The organism is Pseudoxanthomonas sp. (genome assembly GCF_051953815.1).
GTDB lineage: Bacteria > Pseudomonadota > Gammaproteobacteria > Xanthomonadales > Xanthomonadaceae > Pseudoxanthomonas_A.
This window is the reverse complement of record NZ_JBQCIJ010000037.1, coordinates 82,313-101,912: the sequence shown is the minus strand read 5'-3', so window position 1 is coordinate 101,912 and position 19,600 is coordinate 82,313. Positions and strand designations below refer to the sequence as shown.

General features: G+C 67.5%; 18 protein-coding genes. 11 read left to right on the top strand and 7 right to left on the bottom strand.

The window, feature by feature from the left end:
- Positions 1-11 precede the first annotated feature (11 nt).
- From ACTHN1_RS11050 to ACTHN1_RS11035, 4 genes are read right to left on the bottom strand one after another with little or no spacing between them, the layout of a single operon-like run.
- Entirely contained in the window at positions 12-641 is a 630-nt protein-coding gene (locus ACTHN1_RS11050) for a LysE family translocator (protein ID WP_440470999.1), read from the bottom strand.
- Positions 642-645: 4 nt separating this feature from the next.
- Positions 646-1,665 carry a zinc-binding alcohol dehydrogenase family protein gene (locus ACTHN1_RS11045; protein ID WP_440470998.1) on the bottom strand — a complete coding sequence of 340 codons (1,020 nt, stop codon included), beginning with the start codon at positions 1,663-1,665 and terminating at the stop codon, positions 646-648.
- A gap of 40 nt (positions 1,666-1,705) precedes the next feature.
- Positions 1,706-2,737 (bottom strand): aldo/keto reductase, encoded by a 1,032-nt coding sequence (locus tag ACTHN1_RS11040; protein WP_440470997.1) that lies wholly within the window; start codon positions 2,735-2,737, stop codon positions 1,706-1,708.
- A 46-nt stretch (positions 2,738-2,783) separates the two neighbouring features.
- Positions 2,784-4,010 (bottom strand): MFS transporter, encoded by a 1,227-nt coding sequence (locus ACTHN1_RS11035; RefSeq protein ID WP_440470996.1) that lies wholly within the window; start codon positions 4,008-4,010, stop codon positions 2,784-2,786.
- A 92-nt stretch (positions 4,011-4,102) separates the two neighbouring features.
- Here ACTHN1_RS11035 and ACTHN1_RS11030 point away from each other — a divergent pair, with 92 nt between their 5' ends.
- Positions 4,103-5,032: a LysR family transcriptional regulator gene (locus ACTHN1_RS11030; protein ID WP_440470995.1), complete on the top strand. Its 930-nt coding sequence runs from the start codon at positions 4,103-4,105 to the stop codon at positions 5,030-5,032.
- A 27-nt stretch (positions 5,033-5,059) separates the two neighbouring features.
- Here the strand turns inward: ACTHN1_RS11030 and ACTHN1_RS11025 are convergent, their stop codons facing one another.
- Positions 5,060-5,869, bottom strand: coding sequence for a DODA-type extradiol aromatic ring-opening family dioxygenase (locus ACTHN1_RS11025; RefSeq protein WP_440470994.1), 810 nt, complete (start codon positions 5,867-5,869; stop codon positions 5,060-5,062).
- Positions 5,870-5,993: 124 nt separating this feature from the next.
- Between ACTHN1_RS11025 and ACTHN1_RS11020 the strand changes: the two genes are divergently transcribed.
- From ACTHN1_RS11020 to ACTHN1_RS11005, 4 genes are all read left to right on the top strand, one after another.
- Positions 5,994-7,445 (top strand): bifunctional 2-methylcitrate dehydratase/aconitate hydratase, encoded by a 1,452-nt coding sequence (locus ACTHN1_RS11020; RefSeq protein ID WP_440470993.1) that lies wholly within the window; start codon positions 5,994-5,996, stop codon positions 7,443-7,445.
- 201 nt (positions 7,446-7,646) lie between these two features.
- Positions 7,647-8,738, top strand: coding sequence for an OmpA family protein (locus ACTHN1_RS11015; RefSeq protein WP_440470992.1), 1,092 nt, complete (start codon positions 7,647-7,649; stop codon positions 8,736-8,738).
- A 211-nt stretch (positions 8,739-8,949) separates the two neighbouring features.
- Positions 8,950-9,453: a hypothetical protein gene (locus ACTHN1_RS11010; protein ID WP_440470991.1), complete on the top strand. Its 504-nt coding sequence runs from the start codon at positions 8,950-8,952 to the stop codon at positions 9,451-9,453.
- A 24-nt stretch (positions 9,454-9,477) separates the two neighbouring features.
- A complete protein-coding gene (locus ACTHN1_RS11005) occupies positions 9,478-10,263 on the top strand; it encodes a pseudouridine synthase (protein ID WP_440470990.1) in 786 nt (261 codons plus the stop codon).
- 204 nt (positions 10,264-10,467) lie between these two features.
- Here the strand turns inward: ACTHN1_RS11005 and kbl are convergent, their stop codons facing one another.
- Positions 10,468-11,667, bottom strand: coding sequence for a glycine C-acetyltransferase (gene kbl / locus ACTHN1_RS11000; RefSeq protein ID WP_440470989.1), 1,200 nt, complete (start codon positions 11,665-11,667; stop codon positions 10,468-10,470).
- A gap of 218 nt (positions 11,668-11,885) precedes the next feature.
- Between kbl and ACTHN1_RS10995 the strand changes: the two genes are divergently transcribed.
- From ACTHN1_RS10995 to ACTHN1_RS10970, 6 genes are all read left to right on the top strand, one after another.
- Positions 11,886-13,307: an OprO/OprP family phosphate-selective porin gene (locus tag ACTHN1_RS10995; protein ID WP_440470988.1), complete on the top strand. Its 1,422-nt coding sequence runs from the start codon at positions 11,886-11,888 to the stop codon at positions 13,305-13,307.
- A 14-nt stretch (positions 13,308-13,321) separates the two neighbouring features.
- Complete coding sequence (locus tag ACTHN1_RS10990) at positions 13,322-14,341, top strand: sulfate ABC transporter substrate-binding protein (RefSeq protein WP_440470987.1); 1,020 nt, start codon at positions 13,322-13,324, stop codon at positions 14,339-14,341.
- Positions 14,342-14,390: 49 nt separating this feature from the next.
- Positions 14,391-15,251 (top strand): sulfate ABC transporter permease subunit CysT, encoded by an 861-nt coding sequence (cysT, locus tag ACTHN1_RS10985; RefSeq protein ID WP_440470986.1) that lies wholly within the window; start codon positions 14,391-14,393, stop codon positions 15,249-15,251.
- Positions 15,248-16,210, top strand: coding sequence for a sulfate ABC transporter permease subunit CysW (gene cysW, locus ACTHN1_RS10980; RefSeq protein WP_440470985.1), 963 nt, complete (start codon positions 15,248-15,250; stop codon positions 16,208-16,210). Before cysT ends, cysW begins: the two co-directional genes overlap by 4 nt.
- A 9-nt stretch (positions 16,211-16,219) precedes the next feature.
- On the top strand, positions 16,220-17,290 hold the full coding sequence (locus ACTHN1_RS10975; protein ID WP_440470984.1) for a sulfate/molybdate ABC transporter ATP-binding protein: 1,071 nt from the start codon (positions 16,220-16,222) through the stop codon (positions 17,288-17,290).
- A gap of 137 nt (positions 17,291-17,427) precedes the next feature.
- Positions 17,428-18,237: a TorF family putative porin gene (locus ACTHN1_RS10970; protein ID WP_440470983.1), complete on the top strand. Its 810-nt coding sequence runs from the start codon at positions 17,428-17,430 to the stop codon at positions 18,235-18,237.
- A 162-nt stretch (positions 18,238-18,399) separates the two neighbouring features.
- Here the strand turns inward: ACTHN1_RS10970 and tdh are convergent, their stop codons facing one another.
- Positions 18,400-19,434 (bottom strand): L-threonine 3-dehydrogenase, encoded by a 1,035-nt coding sequence (tdh, locus tag ACTHN1_RS10965; protein WP_440470982.1) that lies wholly within the window; start codon positions 19,432-19,434, stop codon positions 18,400-18,402.
- Positions 19,435-19,600 lie beyond the last annotated feature (166 nt).

The following is a 19,600-nucleotide window of genomic DNA, read 5'->3' as shown; positions in this document are numbered from 1 at the left end:
GCGTCCGGATGTCAGGCGGCCTGCCGGCGCAGACCCAGCAGGCCCAGGCCCAGCCCGATGAAGAGCGCGCCGCTGGCGCGCTGCCACCAACGTCCCCGCGCCTCGCCCAGCCAGCGGCGCAGATGGCGCGCGGCGGCGACGTAACAGAGGTGCGAGAGCACCGTGCAGGCGGCGAAGGTCGCGGCCAGCAGCAGTCCCTGCCGCCAGAACGGGGACTGCGGTTGCATGAACTGCGGCAGCAGCGCGGTGAAGAAGAGAATGCTTTTGGGATTGGTCGCCGCGACCAGCACGCCTTGGCCAAACAATCGCCACGCATCGCCGTCGGCGGATATCGACGGCGCCTTCAAAGCGAATCGCGCGGGGCTGCGCCATTGACGGATGCCCAGGTGGACCAGATACACCGCGCCCCCGACCTTGAGCACGGTGAACGCCGTGGCCGAAGCCTGCAGCAGCGCGCCGAGTCCAAGCAGGGCGGTGATCGCCACCACGAACACGCCCGCCGCGTTGCCCGCCGAACTCAGCAGCGCCCGTCGCGCGCCGAGGGTGGCGGCGTTGGAGACCGCCAGCAATACCGCCGGCCCCGGCGTGAAGGCCGTGACCAGCGACAGCGCGCAGAACAGGCTCCACGCCGCGGGTGTCACGCCGTCATTCCCAGCCGGCCAGCACCAGCTTGCCGATGGTCGCGCCGGACTCCAGCCGGCGATGCGCCTCGCGCAGGTTGGCAGCGTTGATCGGTCCCAGCGTCTCGCGGTAATTGGTGCGCAGCTCACCGGCGTCGATCAGGCTGGCCGCGCGGCTGAGCAGCCGGTGCTGCTCGATCAGATCCGGGGTCTGGAAGCGCGGGCGCGCGAACATCATCTCCCAGTGGATGCCGACCGACTTGGCCTTGTACGGATCGCCGATGCGCAGCTCTCCCTTCGGTTCCACGATCAGGCCGACATGGCCGAGCGGGGCGATGATCTCGCCGATGGCGGCCCAATAACGATCGGTGTCGGCCAGGTTGAGCACGGCGTCGACCTGCGGGAATCCGGCGGCCGCCAGCTGCGGCGCCAGCTCCTGCCGGTGATCGATGACGTGATGCGCACCAAGCGATCGGCACCATTCAACCGTTTCCGGACGCGACGCGGTGGCGATGACGGTGAAGCCGGCGCGGCGCGCCAACTGGATCGCCATCGAGCCCACGCCGCCGGCGCCGGCGATGACCAGAAGGCTGCGGCGGTTGCATTCGTTGTCGATCGAATAGGGCATGCGATGGAACAGCAGTTCCCAGGCGGTGATGGTGGTCAGCGGAAGCGCGGCCGCCTGGGCGAAATCCAGCGTGGTCGGCTTGCGGCCGACGATGCGCTCGTCGACCAGCTGGAACTGGGCGTTGCTGCCGGCGCGGGTGATGTCGCCGGCGTAGTAGACCTCGTCGCCGGGCGCGAACAGGGTGACCTGGTCGCCCACCGCTTCGACCACGCCCGCCGCGTCGTAGCCGAGCACGCGCGGCGGGTTTTCCTGTTGCGGCTTGGGAGCGCGCACCTTGGTGTCGACCGGATTGACCGAGACGGCTTCCACCCGCACCAGGATGTCGTGGCCGGTGGGGTCGGGCTTGGGCAGTTCGATGTCCAGCAGCGATTGCGGATCGTCGATGGGCAGGTAGCGGGTGAGGCCGACGGCTTTCATGGGGGACTCCGGTGTTGGCGGACGATTTCGGACGGGGGGTTCAGACGGGAAGCGGGCTGCGTTCGGAGAACTGCCCGCGCCAGTAGGGATAGTACGGGTAGGGCGTTTCGGTCGCGCTCGCCGCATCCAGGCGGGCGATCTGATCGGCGCCGAGCTGCCAGCCGATCGCGCCCAGGTTCTGCTTCAGCTGTTCCTCGTTGCGCGCGCCGATCAGCACGGTCGACACGGTCGGGCGCTGCAGCAGCCAGTTGATGGCGATCTGCGGAATCGCCTTGCCGGTCTCGGCGGCAATCTCGTCGAGGACGTCGACGATGCGGTACAGGCGCTCGGTGTCCACGGCGGGGCCAATCGCGGCGGTGTCGTGCAGGCGACTGGTTTCCGGCAAGGGTTGGCCGCGCCGGATCTTGCCGGTCAACCGGCCCCAGCCCAGCGGACTCCACACCACCGCGCCGACGCCCTGGTCGATGCCCAGCGGCATCAGTTCCCATTCGTAGTCGCGCCCGATCAGCGAGTAGTAGGCCTGGTTGGCGACGTAGCGGCTCCAGCCGTGGCGCTCGGCGATGCCCAGCGATTTCATCAGTTGCCAGCCGGAGAAGTTGGAGACGCCGAGGTAGCGCACCTTGCCGGCGCGGACCAGATCATCGAGCGTCGAGAGCGTTTCCTCGATCGGCGTCATCGCGTCGAAGGCATGCAGCTGGAGCAGATCCAGATAATCGGTGTCCAGCCGCTTGAGCGAGGCGTCCACCGCCTTCAGCAGGCGCAGGCGCGAGGTGCCCGCGTCGTTGGCGCCATCGCCCAGGCGCAATCCGGTCTTGCTGGACAGGATCACCTGATCGCGGCGGCCGCGCAGGGCCTGGCCCAGGATGGATTCGGAGGCGCCGTCGGAATAGACGTCGGCGGTATCGAAGAAATTGAGCCCGGCGTCCAGGCTCAGGTCGATCATGCGGCGCGCCTCGGCGACATCGGTGTTGCCCCAGGCGGAGAACAGCGGACCCTTGCCGCCGAAGGTGCCGGCGCCGAAGCCGAGCGCGGAGACCTTGAGGCCGGAACGGCCCAGAAAACGGGTTTCCATGGAAAGTCCTTGAAAGGGGGAGGGGAGAAAGAAACGGAGGATGTCGTCAGGCGCATTCACCGGCGCGCAGCGCCAGCGAGGACGCATTGCGGTTCTGCCGGCGCTCCAGCGCGATGCTCCACAGCGCGACGGCGAACGCGGACAGCGGCACCAGCGCGCCGATCCAGGTCAGCGCGGTCAGTCCCGCGCCATGCGCGATGACCAGGCCGCCCAGCCAGGCGCCCATCGCGTTGCCGAGATTGAACGCGCCGATGTTGAGACTGGACGCCAGGCTCTGCGCGGCGCCGGCCTTCTGCAGCACCCAAAGCTGCAGCGGCGAGACGGTGGCGAACGCGGCCGCGCCGAGCAGGCCGGTGAACAGCACCATCGCCCAGCGGCTGTGCAGCGCGAAACTCATCAGTCCCATCACCAGCGCCAGCGCGAGCAGCGTGCCCAGCAGGGCCGGTTGCAGGCGCTTGTCGGCGAAACGGCCACCCAACAGGTTGCCGACGATCATGCCCACGCCGAACACCAGCAGGATGGGCGACACCGCGGCATCGGCGAAACCGGTGATCCGGGTCAGCAGCGGCTGGATGTAGGTGTAGACGGTGAACATGCCGCCGAAACCCAGCACCGTCATCAACAGGCCAAGCAGGACCTGCGGCTGCGCGATCGATTTCATTTCCTCGCGGAACGCGACCGGGGTGGCGTCGCCGCGGTCGGACGGCACCAGCGTGGCGATCACCACTGTGGCGATCACGCCGATGGCGGTCACCGCCCAGAACGTCGCGCGCCAGCCGAACTGCAGGCCCAGCCACGCGCCGGCGGGCACGCCGAGCAGGGTGGCGACGGTCAGGCCGGTGAACATGATCGAGATCGCCGACGCCTTGCGATCCTCGGCGACCAGTCCGGTGGCGACCACCGCGCCGACGCCGAAGAAGGTGCCGTGCGCCAGCGAGGTGATCACGCGGGCGATCATCAGGGTGGTGTAGTCCGGCGCGATCGCGCAGGCGAGATTGCCAAGGGTGAAGATGACCATCAGCGCCACCAGCACCGCCTTGCGCGGCATCCGGCTGGTCGCGGCGGTCAGCAGCGGGGCGCCGGCGAACACGCCGAGCGCGTAGCCGGAAATCAACAGGCCGGCGGCGGCGATGGAGACCTTCAGGTCGGTGGCGACCTGCATCAGCAGGCCCATGATGACGAATTCGGTGGTGCCGATGCCGAACGCCCCGGCGGTCAGGGCGTACAGCGCGATCGGCATGCGCGGGCGGGAGGCGGCGGTCACGGCGTGCATCCAGTGGTGGAGAGAAGGCGCACTCTGGTCCTTTCCATGACCGCGAAAAACCGCGAATATGCCGAATCACTATCAATGATTGATTGATAATCATGGATCGCGTCGGCGACTTGACCCTGTTTCTCCGCGTCCTCGACCTGGGCTCGATTACCGCGGCCGCCCACAGCCTGGACCTGTCCGTGGCGGTGGCCAGCCAGCGGCTGAAGCGGCTGGAGCGCGAACTGGGCGTGCGCCTGCTGCACCGGACCACCCGCCGCCTGCATCCCACCCCCGAGGGCGCGGCGCTGGCCCAGCAGGGGCGGGTGCTGGTCGAAGACCTGGAATCGCTGGGGGCGGGCCTGCGCGAGGCGGCCACCGAGGTGGCGGGGACGCTGCGGGTGACGCTGTCGGCCACGTTCGGTCGCCAGTACGTCTCGCCGCTGCTGCCGGAATTCCTGGCCGCCCATCCCAAGCTGCGGATGGCCGTGCATCTGAGCGACCAGGTGGTCGATCTGGTCAGCGAGGGCTTCGACCTGGCGATCCGGATCGGCGCGCTGGAGGATTCGGCCCTGGTCGCACGCCGCATCGCCCCCAACCGGCGGGTGCTGTGCGCCTCGCCGGACTACCTGCGGCGGCGTGGACGTCCCCTGCATCCGGAACAACTGGCGCAGCACGAATGCCTGCTGCTGGTCGGCAGCCAGGGTCGGCAGGACATCTGGCGATTGCAGGATCCGCAGGACAAGGAAGTGTCGGTGCGGGTCAACGGTCGCTACGAGAGCAACTTCGGCGAACTGCTGCGTGACGCGGCGGTCGCGGGCGAGGGCATCGCCATGCATTCACTCTGGCATGTCGCCGAGGATCTGCGCGCGGGTCGCCTGGAGGTCGTGCTGCCGATGTATCCGCCCGCCACCACCGCCATCAGCGCGGTGATGCCGCAGCGGCGGCTGGTGCCGCCACGGGTGCGCGCGTTCGTCGATCTGATGGCGGCGCGCTTCGGCGAGAATCCGCCCTGGGAGCGGGGGCTGTCGTTGCCCGGCGGCTGAGCCGAACGTGTCGGATGGACGACGCGCTCAGGTCCAGGTATCGAAGGCGAAAGCGTCCAGCGCCAGTCCGGCCATCTCCACGTCGCGATGCAGCAGCCGCGCGTGCGCGCCCTCGCCGCCCGCGCCGAGGGCGACGTACAGCGGATACAGATGCTCCTGGGTGGGATGATTGCGCAGCGCCTCGGGCAGTGCGCGCCAGTCCAGCGCGCCGGCGACATCGCCGGCTTCCAGCCTGGTGCGCAGCGCGTCGGTGAAGGCGGCGACCCAGGGAAATTCGGTGGCGTCGGGATGGCGCCAGTCGAGTGCGCGCAGGTTGTGCGAGAAGCCCCCGGAACCCACCACCAGCACGCCATCGGCGCGCAACGGCGCCAGCGCCCGACCGATGCGGTAATGCGCCTCGGCGTCGCCATCGGGATTCACCGACAGCGCGATCACCGGGATGTCGGCCTGCGGATACATCCGCCGCAACGGCACCCATACGCCATGGTCGATGCCGTGCTGATCGTCCTGGCCTGCCGTGATGCCGGCATCGCGCAGCAGTTCGATCACGGTGCCCGCCAGCGCGGGCGAGCCCTGCGCCGGATAGCGGATTTCGTACAGCGGCGCCGGAAAACCGCCGAAGTCATGGATGGTGCGGGGCGCCGTGGTCGCGGTGACGGTCGTGGTCGGCGCCATGAAATGCGCCGAGGCCACGATGATCGCGCGCGGACGCGGTAGCAGTTCGCCCAGCCGATCCAGGAAGCGGCCGGTGGGCGAATCCTCGATTGCCAGCATCGGCGAACCATGGGACAGGAAGACGGCGGGCAGGGCGGCGGGGGTATCCATGTCGCGCAGCATGGGCCCGCCGCGGACGCGCGCCAATAGGCGTCGGCACACCGATGTGTTGCGGCGTCGGAACAGCCCGGTCTCTTCAGCCATGTCTCTCTGGCAAGATGGACCGGTCGCCATCGCAGGAGGCCGCATGGGCCAGGACGATATCCGCTCGGCGCAACGCCCCGACCCCGATCCGCCGATGGTCGACGTGGCCGACTACGTGGTCGATTACCGCATCGATTCCGCCGAGGCCTATGACACCGCCCGCCTGGTCCTGCTGGATTCGCTGGCCTGCGCGATGCTGGCCATGAAGTTTCCCGAATGCGTCCGCCATCTGGGGCCGGTGGTGCCGGGCGCCGACATGGCGGGCGGCGTGCGGATACCGGGCACGGCGCACGAACTGGATCCGGTCCAGGCGGCATTCGCGATCGGCGCCCAGATCCGCTGGCTGGATTTCAACGACACCTGGCTGGCGGCCGAGTGGGGGCATCCTTCCGACAACCTGGGAACGCTGCTGTCGCTGGGCGATTACCTGAGCCGCCTGGCCCGCCGCGAGGGACGCACGCCGCTGACGGTGCGCGACCTGCTGGGATTCGCCATCAAGGCGCATGAAATCCAAGGGGGCTATGCGTTGTTGAACGCCTTCAACCGGGTCGGCCTGGACCACGTCATCCTGGTCCGGCTGGCCTCCACCGCGCTGGCCACCCACATGCTCGGCGGCAACCGCGCGCAGATCATCAACGCCATTTCCAACAGCTGGATCGACAACGGCGCGTTGCGCGCCTACCGCCATGCGCCCAACACCGGGCCGCGCAAGAGCTGGGCGGCGGGCGACGCCTGCCGTCGTGCGGTCATCCACGCGCTGGACGCGGTGCGGGGCGAAACCGGTTATCCCGGCGCGCTCAGCGCCCGGACGTGGGGTTTCTACGAGGTCGCTTTCGGCGGCCAGCCGTTCCGGTTCGAGCGACCGTTCGGCAGCTACGTGATGGAGAACATCCTGTTCAAGATCAGCCATCCGGCCGAATTCCACGCCCAGACCGCGGTCGAGTGCGCGCTGCGCCTGCATCCCCAGGTCGCTCCCCGGCTGGAGCAGGTGGAGCGGGTGGTGATCGAGACCCAACAGGCCGGCCAGCGCATCATCGACAAGACCGGGCCGCTGGCCAACTACGCCGATCGCGACCATTGCCTGCAGTACATGGTCGCGGTCCCGTTGATCTTCGGCCGTTTGGAGGCCGCGGACTATGGCGATGCCCGGGCCGCTGATCCCCGCATCGACAGGCTGCGTAACCTAATGATCGTGAAGGAGAATCCCGACTTCACCCGGGACTATCTGGATCCCGGGCGGCGTTTCATCGGCAATGCGGTGCAGGTATTCTTCGGCGACGGAAGCCGGTCCGACCGGATCGCGATCGACTATCCTGTCGGGCACCGGCGCCGGCGGAAGGAGGGCGCACCGCTGCTGATGGCCAAGTACGAGGCCGCTTTGCGGGGGCATCTGCCGGCCGGCCAGGCCGACCGCCTGCTGGCGCTGGCGGCCGCCCCGGAACGCCTGGATGCGCTGGCGGTGGACGAACTGATGGGGCTCTGCCAGGTGGCATGAATTGCCTGCACGGATGAGCCGATTTCCTTTGCGGGGCGGACTTGTTATGGTACCGTTAACGCTGTCTTCACTTCCGTCCGCATAATCTGTTCAGGATGGCGCGCGTTGACAGCCGTCCGCACAACGATAAGAAAGCTGGAAAAAACGCGAGTTAAGCACTTCGGTTTTTCTACAACTGCTGATTTAGACAAGGAGCTGCAAATGAACAAGAAACTGCTTTGTGCCGCGCTGCTGAGCGGTCTGAGCCTGGCGCAAGCCGCTTCCGCCCAGGAGTTCGATGACCGTTGGTACCTGACCGGTTCCGCTGGCATCAACGTCCAGGACAACGACCGCAACACCGACGATGCTCCGTTCGGTGCCATCGGTCTGGGCAAGTTCATCAGCCCGAACTGGTCGCTGGATGGTGAAATCAACTACCAGAACACCCAGTTCAACAAAGACGTCAACCTGAACTGGAGCCAGTACGGCATCTCGCTGGATCTGCGCCGCCACTTCTGGCTGTCGGACCGCAACTGGCACCCGTACCTGCTGGCCGGCCTGGGCCTGCAGCGCTCGGAAGAAGAGTTCGACGCATTCCCGAACTCGAACTCGCCGGGTGAGCGCAAGGACAACAACTTCGCCGCCAAGCTGGGTGGCGGTATCCAGGCCAAGCTGGGCCGCGTCGGCGTCCGCACCGAACTCGCCTACCGCATCGATTTCGACGATCAGGCCATCGGCCCGTCGTACGACGGTTCGCGCGATGACGGTGACGACTTCGCCGATCTGCTGGCTTCGGTCGGCATCATCATCCCGCTGGGTCCGGAAGCGGCTGCCCCGGCTCCCCCGGCGCCGGCCCCGGCTCCGAGCTGCGCCGACCTGGATGACGACGGCGACGGCGTCAACAACTGCGACGACAAGTGCCCCGGTTCGCAGGCTGGCCAGACCATCGGTCCGGACGGCTGCCCGGTGCCGGTGTCGATCGACCTGAAGGGCGTGAACTTTGACTTCGACAAGTCGGTGCTGCGTCCGGATGCGGTCGCCATCCTGGGCGAAGCCGTCGAAATCCTGAAGCGCTACCCCGACCTGAAGGTCGAAGTCGCCGGTCACACCGACTCCGTCGGTACCGACGCCTACAACCAGAAGCTGTCGGAGCGTCGCGCCAAGGCCGTGTACGACTACCTGACCAGCAATGGTGTTGACGCTTCGCGTCTGATTGGTCCGAACGGTTACGGCGAGAGCCGTCCGATCGACACCAACGACACCAAGGAAGGCCGTGCGCGCAACCGTCGTACGGAACTGAACGTCCAGAACTAATCGGACGCTCTTCCTGCAGTACACAAAGCCCGGCCTCGTGCCGGGCTTTGTTTTTTGTGGCCGCGTGATCGAGGAAAACGGCTTGCGACGGCGGGATCGTGCGCGCAGCCACAGAAGCGTCAACCACTTGGCGGGAACAGGTAAGGCTTTCCTTGATATCGCCGACGGTGCTTCTTACACTGCGGCTTCGTTCGATTGCCGGGATATCCGCATGCGCCATCTTCTTCTTGCCGGTCTGGCCGGCCTTGTCGCCATCCCCGCCGCGAACGCCGCCCAGAATTGCAGTGGCAGCCTGGTGCAGCCTCCCCTGCCGGTGCGTGCGACGGTGCTGGAGCCGGTGGCGTCCGAATTCACGCCGACGGTCTCCCAGCTCGGCGCCCCCAGTGGCGTGCTTACCCAGGCGCTGGACGAGGCGCTGTCGGTGGATCGCGTGCTGATGCGCCTGCGCATCGAGGGTTGCCAGAACGTCGCCAAGGCGATGCCGGCGCCCGCCGCGGTCGCCAACGCCAACGATCCTTCGGGTTACAAGCCGAAGACCCAGTACGACAACACGCCGTGGCGCTTCGACATGAACCAGAACGGCAAGCGCATGACCGCCGAGGAGTTCGACGCCTGGATGAAGGCGCGTGGCGTGCGCGTAGCCAAGGGTGCCGGCGGTGCCGCGGCTCCCGCGCCGGCGGCTCCCGCCGCGCCGGCGCCTGAAACCAAGAAGTAATCTCCGCACTTCCGCGCCGCGGCCGTGGCTCGTCCCGTCCAAGGCGCGCGCGCGCGATCGCGCACGGCGACCGGCCATTCCACCACCGGCACGGGTTTACCGCCGCGCCACGGAGTGGCGCGCGTGCTCTCCAAGCTCGGTGTCTGTTCCCGCAGTGAAGCGGCGCGCTGGGTACTGGCCGGCCGGGTTGGCGTGGATGGACGGATCGTCCGGGACCCCGAGTTTCCGGTGGTGCAAGGCAAGCATCGAATCAGCGTCGACGGCAATCCGGTCGGCGTCGGCGAACGCCTCTACCTGATGCTCAACAAGCCGCGTGGCCTGCTGACCACGACCAGCGACGAACAGGGACGCGACACGGTCTATCGCTGCTTCGACGGTGCCGGCCTGCCGTGGCTGGGGCCGGTGGGGCGCCTGGACAAGGCCAGCGAAGGCCTGTTGCTGTTCACCAATGATCCGGAATGGGCCGCGGCGATCACCGATCCCGAGCGTGGTCCGGACAAGACCTATCACGTCCAGATCGACTGCATTCCCGATGAGGCACGATTGGCGAGCCTGCGGCGCGGTGTGATGTCCGACGGCACGTTCCTGCGTGCGAAGTCGGCGGCGCTGCTGCGCGCCGGCGAGAAGAACGCCTGGCTGGAAATCGAACTGGACGAAGGCCGCAACCGGCAGATCCGGCGGCTGCTGGAAGCCTTCGACATCCGCGTGCTTCGGCTGGTCAGGGTGGCGATCGGCCCGTTGGCGCTGGGCGATCTGGCCAAGGGCGCGTGGCGTCCGCTGACCCGGGACGAAATCGCCGCGCTGTCGTAGCGCGCAGCCTGCCCGCTCCGCCGCGGTTGCAGGGTACGCAAGACCGGCGATCGATGGCGCCAGGGGATGCGGCAAGACGGATCTTGTCGCGCCCGGGACGTGTTGAGTCGGACAAGTCTGGTCCGACGCGAAAGGAAAAACACGAGCCGGGCGAACCCGGCTCCTGCGGGACAAGCGGGTGAAGCAAATCCGGCGATGCCTGCTTCAGGCTTTCAGCACGCCCAGTTCGTGGCCGATGCGGGTGAAGGCATCGATCGCGCGATCGAGATGTTCGCGCGTATGCGCGGCACTCATCTGGGTGCGGATGCGGGCCTGGCCCTTGCCGACCACGGGGAAGAAGAAGCCGATTGCGTAGATGCCTTCTTCCAGCAGGCGGGCGGCGAAGCGCTGCGCCAGCGGCGCGTCGTACAGCATCACCGGGCAGATCGGATGCACGCCGGGCTTGATGTCGAAGCCGGCCGCGCCCATGCGTTCGCGGAAGTAGCGGGTGTTCTCCTGCAGCTGTTCGCGCAGATCGCCGGCCGAGGACAGCATCTCGAACGCCTTGATGCCGGCGGCCACCACGTGCGGCGGCAACGAGTTCGAGAACAGGTAGGGGCGCGAGCGCTGGCGCAGCAGTTCGATCACTTCCTTCTTGGCGGTGGTGAAACCGCCGAGCGCACCGCCCATCGCCTTGCCCAGGGTGCCGGTGAAGATGTCGATGCGATCCAGCACGCCCTTCACTTCGGCCGAGCCGCGACCGGTCGCGCCGAGAAAGCCGGTGGCATGGCATTCGTCGATGTGCACCAGTGCGTTGTACTTCTTCGCCAGCGCGGTGATTTCATCGAGCGGGGCGATGAAGCCGTCCATCGAGAACACCCCGTCGGTGGTGATCAGCTTGGTCCGGCAGCCCGCGGCATCGGCGGCCTGCAACTGCGCTTCCAGATCCGCCATGTCGCAGTTGGCGTAGCGGAAGCGCTTGGCCTTGCACAGGCGTACGCCATCGATGATCGAAGCATGGTTGAGCGCATCCGAGATGATCGCGTCGTTCTCGTCCAGCAGCGGCTCGAACAGACCGCCGTTGGCGTCGAAGCACGCCGCGTAGAGGATGGTGTCCTCGGTGCCGAAGAAATCGGCGATGGTCTTTTCCAGTTGCTTGTGCAGATCCTGGGTGCCGCAGATGAAGCGCACCGAGGCCATGCCGAAGCCATGGCTGTCGAGGGCCTGCTTGGCCGCCGCGATCACGTCGGGATGATCGGCCAGTCCGAGGTAATTGTTGGCGCAGAAGTTCAGCACCGGGCGTCCATCGGCCAGGGTGATCTCGGCCGACTGCGGGCTGGTGATGATGCGCTCGGACTTGAACAGGCCCTGCGCCTGCAGGTTCTCCAGCTCGGTGGCGTAGCGCGCGGTCAGCGATTCGGACATGGACGGCTCGGGGAGGGAGGAAGGCGATCATTTTAACGGTCCCGGCCCCGCCCATGCCCGCGTCATGCCGATGCGGCATAAGGCCCGGCCCTCAAGTCATTTCCCGGCGGCCATGTGCATCCGCAGCATCACCGGTTCCGGTCGAAAGACCATCCATGGGGAATCTTGCGATGCGCGGACACGGGCAGGCGGTGCGGACGAACAGGCGGCTCACGCGGTTGGCAGCCGCGCTGCTGTGTTCGCTGGCGCTGCCGGCAGCCGCGCAGCACAAGCCTACGGTGGAGGAACTGCAGCAGCGTCTGGAGGCGCTGGAACGCCGTCTGGGCGGCGGCACCGCCACGAGCGAGGTCGGCGAAGGCGGTGGCGAGGTCGGCCTGGCGGATCTGGACCAGCGCCTGCGGGTGCTGGAGCGACGCCTCGAGCTGCAGCAGGAGGAGCAGGTGGCCAAGGCCAAGGAGGCGCCGGTCATCGCGGTCAACGACAAGGGCGCTTCGTTCAAGTCGGCCGGCGGGGACTACGAGATCCGCCTGCGTGGACTGGTCCAGGGCGATGGCCGGTTCTTCCTCGACGACCATGCGCCGGCGCAGAACGACACCTTCCTCCTGCGCACGGCACGACCGACGATTGAAGGTTCGCTGGGCAAGCTGGTGGGATTCCGGCTGACGCCCGAGTTCGCCGGCGACAACGCCAGCATCGTCGATGCCTACGTTGATCTGCGCTTCAGTCCCGCATATACGCTGCGGGTGGGCAAGTTCACCTCGCCGGTGGGCCTGGAACGGCTGCAATCGTCTTCGGCGCTGTCGGCGGTGGAACGTTCGCTGCCCAGCGAACTCGCGCCCAACCGCGACATCGGTGTGCAGCTGCAGGGCGATCTGGCCGACGGCCGTTTCAGCTATGCACTGGGTGTATTCAACGGCACCGTCGACGGGCGCGACGCCGTCACCAGCAATCCGGACAACGAGTTCGAGTATGCGGGCCGGGTGTTCTTCGAGCCGTTCCGCAACGACGCCGGCGCGCTGTCCGGGCTGGGCTTCGGACTGGGCGCGAGCATCGGCGACAAACGCGGCGCGGGCAACAATTTCCTGCCGCGCTACCGCACCCCGGGACAGGCGCAGTTTTTCGCCTATCGCTCGGCGGTGAACGCCGACGGCGAGCATTTCCGGTGGTCGCCGCAGGCGTACTACTACCGGGGGCGTTTCGGCGTGCTGGGCGAGTACATCCAGTCGCGCCAGGAAGTGGTGATCTCCAGCGGCGCGAACGCCGGACGGCGCGACAAGCTGGAGAACACGGCCTGGCAGGCCACCGCGCAGTGGGTGCTGACCGGTGAGGACGCGGGCTATCGCGGCGTGGTCAAGCCGTCGCGCCCGTTCCGGCCGGGCGAGGAAGGCTGGGGTGCGTTCGAACTGATCGCCCGCTATGGCGCCCTCGACATCGACGACGACGCCTTTCCGCTGTTCGCCGACCGGGCGACGTCCGCGCGCCAGGCACGCAACTGGACGCTGGGCCTGAACTGGTACCTCACCAGCAACCTCAAGCTCGTCTTCAACTACCTGGACACGACCTTCAGGGGCGGCGCCGGCAACGCCGCCGATCGCGAGGACGAGAAGGCTATCTTCTCGCGCCTGCAGGTCGCCTTCTGATTCCGGAGATTCCCATGACTTCCTCTTCCCTGCGACGCCACCTGCGCACCCTGTTGATTGCCTTCGGCCTGACCGTGGCCGCCGCCGCCGGTGCGCGCGACCTGAAACTGCTGAATGTTTCCTACGATCCCACCCGCGAGTTCTATCGCGAGTTCAATGCCGCCTTCGCCAAGGACTGGCAGGAAAAGAAGGGCCAGAAGGTCGAGATCGAGACCTCGCATGGCGGTTCCGGCAAGCAGGCGCGCGCGGTCATCGATGGCCTGGAGGCCGACGTGGTCACGCTGGCACTGGCCTACGACGTGGATTCCATCGCCCAGCGCGCGCGCCTGTTCCCGGCCAACTGGCAGTCGCGCCTGCCGGAGAACAGCGCGCCGTACACGTCGACCATCGTGTTCCTGGTGCGCAAGGGCAACCCGAGGAAGATCAAGGACTGGGTGGATCTGGTGAAGCCGGGCACCTCGGTGATCACCCCGAATCCCAAGACCTCGGGCGGCGCGCGCTGGAACTATCTGGCGGCGTGGGCCTACGGCCTGAAAATCTTCAAGGGTGACGAGGCCAAGACCCGCAATTTCGTGCGCGCGCTGTTCCGCAACGTGCCGGTGCTGGACACCGGTGCGCGCGGAGCCACCACCACCTTCGTCCAGCGCGGTATCGGCGACGTGCTGCTGGCCTGGGAGAACGAGGCATTCCTGTCGATCGAGGAACTGGGGCCGGACAAGTTCGACATCGTGGTCCCATCGCTGTCGATCCTGGCCGAGCCGCCGGTGGCGCTGGTCGACAAGAACGTCGACAAGCACGGCACCCGCGAGGTGGCGCAGGCCTATCTGCAGTTCCTGTATTCGCCCACCGGGCAGCGGCTGGCGGCCAAGCACTACTACCGCCCGCGCTACCCGCAGTACGCGGCGCCGGCCGACGTGGCGCGGTTTCCGAAGCTGGAACTGGTGACCATCGACAAGGTGTTCGGCTCCTGGGCCAAGGCCCAGGCCACGCATTTCGCCGACGGCGGCGTGTTCGATCAGATCCAGGCGAAGTGACGATGCGCGATCAATCACGCACCCGCTCATCCCGCGCGTGGAGCAGTGAATGGCCGCGGTGATTGGCGCGCGGCCCGTGGCTGGACGCCGTCGCCGGATCCTGCCCGGCTTCGGGATCAGTCTCGGCTACACGCTGGCCTGGCTGGGCCTGATCGTGCTGATTCCGCTGGTGGGCGTGTTCGTCAAGGCGAGCGGGCTGGGGCTGGATGGACTATGGCGGATCTGGACCGAGCCGCGCGTGCTGTCGGCGCTGTGGGTGAGCTTCGGAACGGCGCTGGCGGCAGCGGCCTTCAACGCCGTGATGGGGACCTGGGTGGCCTGGGTATTCGTGCGCTACCGGTTCCCGGGCAAGCGCCTGTTCGACGCGATGATCGATCTGCCGTTCGCGCTGCCGACCGCGGTGGCAGGCATCGCGCTGACCGCGCTGTACGGACCCACCGGCTGGCTGGGACGCTGGCTGGAAGCAGCGGGGTTGAAAGTGGCCTACACGCCGTTGGGCATCACCGTGGCGCTGGTGTTCATCGGCCTGCCGTTCGTGGTGCGGGTGGTGCAGCCGGTGCTGGCTGAAACCGAACGTGAGCTCGAGGAGGCGGCTGCGACACTGGGCGCGAACCGCTGGCAGACCATCCGCCGCGTCGTGCTGCCGGGCCTGTGGCCGGCGGTGCTGGCCGGCTTCGCGCTGGCGTTCGCGCGCGGCGTGGGCGAGTACGGCTCGGTGATCTTCATCGCCGGCAACCTGCCCGGCGTGTCCGAGATCGCGCCACTGCTGATCACCATCAAGCTGGAAGAATTCGATTATGCCGGCGCGACCGCGGTCGCCGCGGCGATGCTGCTGCTGTCATTCGTGCTGTTGCTGGCCATCAACAGCCTGCAATCCCGCCTGGCGCGGACCGCACGGAGCAAGGGATGAGCGAGGCCATATCCGCCGTGATACCGCTGCCGCACGATTCCCTGGCCGAGATTTCCGCCGACCGCGCGCCACGCCGCGCGCGTCCGGCCACGACCGAACCGGGCTGGGCACGGGCGCTGCTGATCCTCGGCGCGCTGGCTTTTCTGCTGGCGTTCCTGCTGTTGCCGCTGGTACTGGTGTTCGTCGAGGCGCTGCGCGGTGGTTGGGCTGCGTTCCTCACCGCGATCCGCGAGCCCGACGCGCTGGCGGCGATCCGCCTCACCCTGCTGGTCACCGCGATCGTGGTGCCGCTCAACCTTGTGTTCGGCGTGGCCGCGGCCTGGGCGGTCAGCAAGCACGAGTTCCCGGGCAAGCGCTGGCTGGTGACCTTGATCGATCTGCCGTTCGCGGTGTCGCCGGTGGTGGCGGGACTGATCTTCGTGCTGATCTTCGGCGCGCAGGGATGGGCCTGGCCGATCATCGACGAGGGCTGGCGCGTCTCGCTGCCCTTGCTGGGCGAAGTGACCCTGCAACTGCCGAAGATCATCTTCGCGCTGCCGGGCATCGTGCTGGCGACGATCTTCGTCACGTTCCCCTTCATCGCCCGCGAGCTCATGCCCTTGATGGAGCAGCAGGGCACCGACGAGGAACTGGCCGCGCTCAGCCTGGGCGCCAGTGGCTGGCAGACGTTCTGGCGGGTGACCCTGCCCAACATCCGCTGGGCGCTGCTGTACGGCGTGCTGCTGTGCAGCGCGCGCGCGTTGGGCGAGTTCGGTGCGGTGTCGGTGGTGTCCGGGCACATCCGCGGACGCACCAACACGCTGCCGCTGCATGTGGAGATCCTCTACAACGAATACGCCTACAGCGCCGCGTTCGCCGCCGCTTCGCTGCTGGCGCTGTCCGCGCTGCTGACGCTGGCGCTGAAGTCGTATCTGGAATGGCGCCACGGCGAGGCGCTGGCCGCCAATCACCGGCACTGAGGCAGGAACATGGGCATCACCATCGAACACGTGGGCAAGCAGTTCGGCAACTACGCCGCGCTTGAGGACATCCAGTTGGACGTCCGGCAGGGCGAACTGCTGGCATTGCTGGGACCCTCCGGATCCGGCAAGACCACGCTGCTGCGGATCATCGCCGGACTGGAACACGCCGACCGCGGACGGGTGCTGCTGGACGGCGAGGACACGGCTGGCCTGAGCGTGCAGGCGCGCCGGGCCGGTTTCGTGTTCCAGCACTACGCGCTGTTCCGCCACCTCGACGTCGCCGGCAACATCGCCTTCGGCCTGCGCGTGCGGCGCGGCGCGCAGCGCTGGCCGGAATCGCGCATCCGCGCCCGCGTGGAGGAACTGCTTGCGCTGGTGCAATTGGAAGGGCTGGGCGGACGCTATCCGGCGCAGTTGTCCGGCGGCCAGCGGCAACGGGTGGCGCTGGCGCGCGCATTGGCGATCGAACCGCGCGTGCTGCTGCTGGATGAACCCTTCGGTGCGCTCGATGCGCAGGTCCGCCGTGATCTGCGCCGCTGGCTGCGCGAACTGCACGATCGCACCGGCCTGACCACGCTGTTCGTCACCCACGACCAGGAAGAAGCGCTGGAGCTGGCCGACCGGGTGGCGATTCTCAACGCCGGCCGGCTGGAGCAGGTCGGCACGCCCGCCGAGGTCTACGACGCGCCGGCGTCGCCCTTCATCTATTCCTTCGTCGGCGCGGTGAACCGGTTGCCGGCGCGTTGGCGGGAGGGACAATTGCATGCGGAAGGCGCGGCGTTGCCGGTCGCCGGACGCACGCGCGGCGATGGCGCGGCGGAACTGTTCGTGCGACCGGAGGATCTGCGCATCGATCCGACCGGCCTTGGCTGGCCGGCCACCGTGCTGTCGGGACAGCGCAACGGACCGCGCCTGCGCCTGCGCGCGCAACTGGCCGGTTCCCGCCATGAAGTGGAGGTGGAACTGCCGGCCCATGAAACGGCCCACCCGGCCGGACAGCAGGTGCATCTGGTCCCGGCGCGGTTCGGCTGGTTCCCGGCCCCGGCGGGCTGGGGGGAGGGCGCTTCGGGCACTTGACGGCGGCGATTGTTGCATCGCAATATCCGGGCGACGGTTAAAAAACCGTAAACACGTGGCTTGCCGCACGTGTTCAAGGTCGGAGTGGGACCGGCCTGCGCGATCAACACGCCGATACCAACCTGGAGAGAGCCCGGATGAAGCCAATCAAGTTGTGCACCGCCCTTGCCGTCGCCCTGCTGGCGGCGGTTCCGTTCGTTTCGTTTGCGCAGGAGGCCGCGGCCGAAGCCGAGGCCGAACCCGAATCCCCGGTCACCTGGTCGGTCGCCGCGACCACCGACTACGTCTTCCGCGGCGTGTCCCAGACCGATGAAGGCCCGGCGTTCCAGGCCGGCCTGACCTACACCGCGCCGTTCGGCCTGTACGTGGGCGTGTGGGGCTCCAATGTCGACTTCGGCGACCCGGATCCGGAAGCCGGCCTGCGCGGCCCGAACTTCGAGCTCGACGGCTTCGTCGGCTACAGCTACGACTTCAACGACCGCTGGAACCTCGACGTCAGCGCGGTGCGCTATTCCTATCACGGCGCCAGCTCGGGCGTGCCGAGCGGTGACTACAACGAATTCATCGCCAAGGTCACCTGGGCCGGCCCGGTGGAAATCTCCGGCATGCTCGCCTACGCGCCGGACTACGGCGACCTGACCCCGAAGGCCAAGGAAAGCTACGCCAACCTCGCCGCCGCCTACGACATCGGCGACAGCGGTTTCTCGGTGGGCGCGTCGGTCGGTTACACCTCGGTCGACTATGGCGAGGAGTGGAGCGAGGGTGAGCGCATCAATCTTGGCGTCTCCGACTACTTCGACGGCGCTCTGACCTTGAACAAGACCTTCGGTCCGGCCACCGCGACCCTGGGTTACTACACCACGTTCGGTTCCGACGCCGGCGATCTGAAGGCCGACGGCGATATCTACGACAACCGGGTCGCGCTGACCATCAGCATCGGCAACTGAGTTCGTCGGACATCGGCAAAAAAGAAGGGCGCCGCGAGGCGCCCTTTTTTCTGCTATCGGCTGCTGCAAAGCAACTTCAGTGCTCGCCCCCATCCGACCTCGGCACCCCGCATCGGGTACGGGGCAGGCTCGTCCCCCGCTCGCGGGGGAAGGAACAAGGACTCAGGTCCAGCTCAACACGACCTTGCCGGCCTTGCCGGCTTCCATCAGGTCGAAGCCCTTCTGGAAATCGTTGATCGGCAACTGGTGGGTCAGCACCTTGCCCAGCGGGAAGCCGGACAGCACCAGCTGGGTCATCTTGTACCAGGTCTCGTACATCTTGCGGCCGTAGATGCCCTGCACGGTCAGGCCCTTGAAGATGATCCGATCCCAGTCCACGCCGGCGCCCTTGGGCAGGATGCCGAGCAGGGCGATCTTGCCGCCGTGGTACATGCAGTCGAGCATGTCGTTGAACGCGCGCGGATTGCCGCTCATTTCCAGGCCCACGTCGAAGCCTTCCATGTGCAGATCGGCCATCACGTCCTTGAGCGAGGTGTTGGCGACGTTGACCACGCGGGTGGCGCCCATGTCGGCGGCCAGTTTCAGCCGGTAGTCGTTGACGTCGGTGACCACCACGTTGCGGGCGCCGATGTGCTTGCAGATGCCGGCGGCGATGATGCCGATCGGACCGGCGCCGGTGATCAGCACGTCTTCGCCGATGACGTCGAATTCGAGCGCGCAGTGCGCGGCGTTGCCGTAGGGATCGAAGAACGCGGCCAGCTCGCTGGGGATCTGATCCGGAATCGGCCACAGGTTGCTGGCCGGCATCACCATGTACTCGGCGAAGGCGCCGTCGCGGTTGACGCCGATGCCGACGGTGTTCGGGCACAGATGCGGGCGGCCGCCGCGGCAGTTGCGGCAGTGGCCGCAGACGATGTGGCCTTCGGCCGAGACCCGCTGGCCGACGGTGTAGCCGGTGACGCCGGGACCGATCTGGGCGATGCGGCCGACGAACTCATGGCCGATCACCAGGCCCGGGCGGATGGTGCGCTGGCTCCATTCGTCCCACAGGTAGATGTGCAGATCGGTGCCGCAGATGGCGGTCTTCTCGAGCTTGATCAGCACCTCGTTGGGGCCGGGTTGCGGCACCGGCACGTCTTCCAGCCAGATGCCCTTGGCCGCTTCGCGCTTGACCAGCGCCTTCATCATTTGCGTCATGGAATGTGTTCCGGGACCGGGACGGTGAGGGCGCGGATTATACGCGGGCGGCCGGAACCGTATGGTAAGGCGCGGCCCGCGCCGGCTTTCGTTCCGGTAGGGCGGGATGGATGGCCCTCGGGGCATGCGTCTAGGCCGAAAGTCATGGTCGGCCCAACAGCCTGGA